Origin of the sequence: Nodosilinea sp. LEGE 07088, from assembly GCF_015207395.1 — a bacterium.
Lineage (GTDB): Bacteria > Cyanobacteriota > Cyanobacteriia > Phormidesmidales > Phormidesmidaceae > Nodosilinea.
This window is the reverse complement of record NZ_JADEWX010000289.1, coordinates 1-4,418: the sequence shown is the minus strand read 5'-3', so window position 1 is coordinate 4,418 and position 4,418 is coordinate 1. Positions and strand designations below refer to the sequence as shown.

Annotated in this window: 5 protein-coding genes; 2 read left to right on the top strand and 3 right to left on the bottom strand. The window is 60.0% G+C overall.

Annotated elements, in window-relative coordinates:
* From IQ254_RS29875 to IQ254_RS29865, 3 genes are all read right to left on the bottom strand, one after another.
* A partial coding sequence (locus IQ254_RS29875; protein WP_313887616.1) for a toll/interleukin-1 receptor domain-containing protein occupies nucleotides 1-558 on the bottom strand: 558 nt, incomplete at its 3' end.
* Nucleotides 559-596: 38 nt separating this feature from the next.
* Nucleotides 597-1,223 carry a TenA family protein gene (locus IQ254_RS29870; RefSeq protein ID WP_193969778.1) on the bottom strand — a complete coding sequence of 209 codons (627 nt, stop codon included), beginning with the start codon at nucleotides 1,221-1,223 and terminating at the stop codon, nucleotides 597-599.
* Between the two features lie 125 nt (nucleotides 1,224-1,348).
* Nucleotides 1,349-2,107 carry an HAD-IA family hydrolase gene (locus IQ254_RS29865; RefSeq protein WP_193969777.1) on the bottom strand — a complete coding sequence of 253 codons (759 nt, stop codon included), beginning with the start codon at nucleotides 2,105-2,107 and terminating at the stop codon, nucleotides 1,349-1,351.
* Nucleotides 2,108-2,376: 269 nt separating this feature from the next.
* On the opposite strand from IQ254_RS29865, the gene IQ254_RS29860 reads away from it, so the two are divergent.
* Nucleotides 2,377-3,372: a cysteine synthase A gene (locus IQ254_RS29860; protein WP_193969776.1), complete on the top strand. Its 996-nt coding sequence runs from the start codon at nucleotides 2,377-2,379 to the stop codon at nucleotides 3,370-3,372.
* Nucleotides 3,373-3,645: 273 nt separating this feature from the next.
* Nucleotides 3,646-4,242 (top strand): signal peptidase I, encoded by a 597-nt coding sequence (gene lepB, locus IQ254_RS29855; protein WP_369011372.1) that lies wholly within the window; start codon nucleotides 3,646-3,648, stop codon nucleotides 4,240-4,242.
* Nucleotides 4,243-4,418: the final 176 nt, after the last annotated feature.

Sequence of the window (4,418 nt, the reverse complement as noted above, 5' to 3'; positions counted from 1 at the left end):
CCCTACGGTTGGGCTGGGGGGCGCAGAAGTTGCAGCGGGTTTGCGGGGGGTCGGGTTTGGTGAATCTGTTGCTGTCGATCCAGGGGCAGGTGCTGAGTCTAACTGACCAAAATACTGCTCTAGCTGCACAATCAGCCGATTCATGTCGCTGTGGAAGTCGGGGTCGGGGCGGGCCTGGGCGGCGTTGATATAGGCCAGGTTGACCAGGGTCGGGGGCAAGGCATCGGGTGCTGGCATGGTGGCCCGCCGCACCAAGACCGGCACTACGATGAGCTGGCCTTTGCGCCTCAGGGCTTCTTCGAGTTCGAGGCGCACCCAGTCGACGGGGTTGTCGAGGCGGCGGTTGCCGTAGCTATCGGTCACCGTCAGCCAGGTGTTGCCGATTATCGCCAGCACCACCGGGCACTGGCTAAGGCTGTCGTTGATGTAGTCGCGCACGTCTACGCCGATGGGGATGGCATCGACATCTTTGAAAATGGCATCTTTGCCAAAGTGGGCAGCCAGGCGATCGTAGATGCGTCCGGCTACGTCTTCGCTATCGCTGCGACGGTAGGAGATAAAAATTTTGGCATGGGGCTGGGCGCTGGCTGCCTCTATTAAAGCTTGATTTGCCAGGCGGCTTCAAAAAAAGCCAGTTCGCAATCCATAGCGTAGCGGTAGGCGGCCTGGTTGCCGGGGGTGTCGGCGGCGTGGGTATCGAGCAGCGCTTCGAGCTGGGTTGCCAAGGGTTCAAACTGGTCGCTGCTGTAGGTGTCAATCCAGGGGCGATAGCGGTGGGCGGGCGGGTTGAGCTGCGCCAGCGACTGGCCCAAAAAGGCATAGAGCCGCATGCAGGGGGCCATGGCCACTGCGATCGCCCCCGGTTCCTGGCCCCAGGCGGTGCTGAGCAAAAAATCGGTGTAGCGGCGGGTGGCGGCACCGGGGGCGACGTGGGCCAGGTCTACGCCCCATTCCTGGGCATAGCTGCCGTGCAGGTTGAGCTCGGCCAGCACCCCATCGGCCAGCTGGTGAAAGACTTGAAACATCTCCCAGGTGGGGGCTTTGGCGGCGGCGATGCTGTAGGCGCGGGCAAAGGCGTCGAGAAAGAAGGCGTCTTGGCCGACGTAGTAGGCAAATTTCTCCACCGGCAGGGTGCCATCGCCCAGACCTTGCACGAAGGGATGGTGCAGGCAGGCGGTGGCGAGATCGTGGTGGGTTTGCCAGAGGGTTTGGGACAGAGACATGGAAAATTTTGAATTTTGGATTTTAGGTTTTGGATTTCCCCTCCTGGGAGGGGCAGGGGTGGGTTGGTTCGGGATTTTGGATTTTGGATTGGTGCAGCTTGTTTGGGCTGTTTTTGGGGGGGGGACTACGGATGTAACAGCGCCTGGGCCAAATCTAGGGAGAAATAGTAGGCGTTGTAGGCGTCGCCCCAGAGCACTTCGAAGGGCTGGCTGGGTTCCCCCAGGTGGCTGATGACGAGGCTGGCGCCGGGCAGGGCGCAGCGGCGGGTGTAGTCGTTAACGGTGACGACGGTGGTGAGGCCAGCGGCGATCGCGGCCTCTAGCCCCTGGGGGCTATCTTCGATCACCAGGCAGGTGGCGGGGGTGAGATCCATGGCGGTGATCACCAGCTGGTAGATATCGGGGGCGGGCTTTTTGGCGGGCACCATGTCGCCAGCGGCGATGATTTCAAACCAGGTGGGCGACTCTGGCCCCAGCAAATGCTCTAGCAGTGGAATGACGCTGTCTTTGGCGCTGGTGGTGGCGATCGCCAGCCGCACCCCCTGCTGCTGGGCCGCTGCAATCAACCGCCGCACCCCGGGCCGCAACGGAATCACATTGCGCTCGACTAGAGCCTGAAAGTGGCGGGCCTTAGCCTGGTGCAGGGCCACAACTAGATGGTCTATATTGCCCGGCTGAAACGTCGATTGGTAGCGATCGATATAGTAACGAATGCGCTCTTTGCCCCCCGCCACCCGCAGCAGCTGGCCGTAGAGACCGATGGGCCAGTGCCAGGGCAGGCCAAATTCTTCAAAGGCGAGGTTAAACGCCACCCGGTGCCCATCCCGCTCGGTTTCGGCCAGGGTGCCATCGACATCAAAGATTAGGGCCTGGAGGGTTTTCATAGAGGCAAGGCAAAACAGCTAGCGATTTCAGCCCCCCTGGCCCCATCGAGTTCCCCGGCCTGGGGTCCAGAGGGGCGATCTGATAGGCGGCCCCAGGGTACCAGAGCCCGACAAAGAGTCTGCGATCGCAGATAAAAAGGGCAGAAAGCACCCCGATTCTAGCCGAGAAGCCCGTCGTTTCACCGTAGGATGAAAGGGCGACCTGCGCCAGATCGTTGGGTCAGCGTTGCCCCCGACGCAGCAGGCAGTTGTCAACGGTTACAGAAGGCATGGATATCAAACAGGGTTTTGTCGCCACGGTGGGGAATACCCCCCTCATTCGTCTCAACAGCGTCAGCGAGGCCACCGGCTGCAATATTCTCGGCAAGGCAGAATTTCTCAACCCCGGCGGGTCGGTCAAAGACCGCGCCGCGCTCTATATCATTAACGACGCCGAAGCCAAGGGGCTGCTCAAGCCCGGTGGCACCGTGGTCGAAGGCACCGCCGGCAACACTGGCATCGGCCTGGCCCATATCTGCAATGCCAAGGGCTACCGCTGCCTGATCATCATTCCCGAGACCCAGTCCCAGGAAAAAATTGACCTGCTGCGGACTCTCGGGGCCGAGGTACGCACGGTGCCCGCGGTGCCCTACCGCGACCCCAACAACTACGTCAAACTCTCGGGTCGCGTCGCCGCCGAGCTCGACAACGCCATCTGGGCCAACCAGTTCGACAACTTGGCCAATCGCCAGGCCCACTACGAAACCACCGGCCCCGAGATCTGGGCCCAAACCGATGGCACCGTGGCTGGCTGGGTCGCCGCCACCGGCACGGGGGGCACCTACGCTGGCACCGCCCTATTTCTCAAAGAAAAAAACCCCAACATTCGCTGCGTGGTGGCCGACCCCATGGGTAGCGGTCTCTACAGCTATATCAAAACCGGGGAGGTCAATATCGAGGGCAACTCTGTGACCGAAGGCATTGGCAATAGCCGCATCACCGCCAATATGGAAGACGTTCCCATCGACGACGCCATTCAAATCACAGACCCAGAGGCTCTGCGGATCATTTACCAACTGCTCTATCAGGATGGCCTGTTTATGGGCGGCTCAGTGGGCATCAATGTGGCAGCGGCAGTGGCCATGGCCCAGCAGCTTGGCCCCGGCCACACCATTGTGACCGTGCTGTGCGACAGTGGCTCGCGTTACCAGTCGCGCATTTACAGTCGCCCCTGGCTAGAGGCAAAGGGGTTGTGGTCAGAAGATCTGGCCTCTGTTACACCCTAGGAAATACTCGTTCTAAACCAATTCTGCATATTGGAGTAAGCCTGTCAGTGCCCCGCTCATGGTTGCTCAGCTCCCCTTTTGATCTAGGGAGGGTGGGGCAAAATAGATCGACTACACTAGGACAGACTCTAGGGTTGAGCCTCTATCGGGCAGCCTCAAGGGCTATTCTAGCTAACCCTTACCTGTAGCTCCGGGGACACCTCTGTGACCGATCCGTCTGATAAAACTTCGCTACCGGCCGACTCTGCTCTCAATTCGGTTCCAGAGGCCAAAGTGCAGGCACCTCAACCCAATCCCTGGGTTGAGGTGCTACAGACCATTTCGCTCAGTCTGCTGTTAGCGGGCGGGATCCGATATTTTGTTGCAGAAGCACGGTACATCCCCTCCGGCTCCATGGAGCCCACTCTACAGGTTCAAGATCGCCTAGTGATCGAAAAAATTAGCTACCGCTTCAACCCTCCCCAGCACGGCGATATTGTGGTGTTTTGGCCCCCCGACAGCCTGACGCCGCCGGGGCAGCGGCGCGATGCCTTTATCAAGCGCGTCATTGGCATCCCCGGAGATGTGATCGAGGTTCGCGACGGCGTGGTATTCCGCAACGGCGAGGCGCTGGTTGAGCCCTACATTGCCGAGCCTCCCAACGATCCCTATGGCCCCACCACTGTGCCTGAAGACGCCTATTTGGTGATGGGCGATAACCGCAACAACAGTTATGACAGCCGGGTTTGGGGGTTTGTGCCCAAAGACAACATCATCGGTAGAGCGGTGGTGCGATTTTGGCCCCTGGGGCGCTGGGGCGGTCTCGATGACGCGCCTGCCGAGGCTCCTGCTACCGACAATTCAGCCAACAATTCTGCTGTCCGCAACTAGTACTCGAAGGCTGAACTATGTCCACCGTTCCGGATCGCTTGGCTCCCTAGCTCCCCTTGTATGTTGAGAGAGAAGTAGTGCTAGACCGTATCCCCTAGGCACGTGATCGTCATAGTCCGTGGAGCAGCGAGGGTCGGCCCTACGATTCATCCTCTGAGAACTCGAAAAATCGCCTG

What these genes read in the sequence shown, in the direction of transcription:
- IQ254_RS29870 (WP_193969778.1), bottom strand. Translation starts at nt 1,223, where the DNA reads ATGTCTCTGTCCCAAACCCTCTGGCAAACCCACCACGATCTCGCCACC.
- IQ254_RS29860 (WP_193969776.1), top strand. Translation starts at nt 2,377, where the DNA reads ATGGATATCAAACAGGGTTTTGTCGCCACGGTGGGGAATACCCCCCTC.
- IQ254_RS29865 (WP_193969777.1), bottom strand. Translation starts at nt 2,107, where the DNA reads ATGAAAACCCTCCAGGCCCTAATCTTTGATGTCGATGGCACCCTGGCC.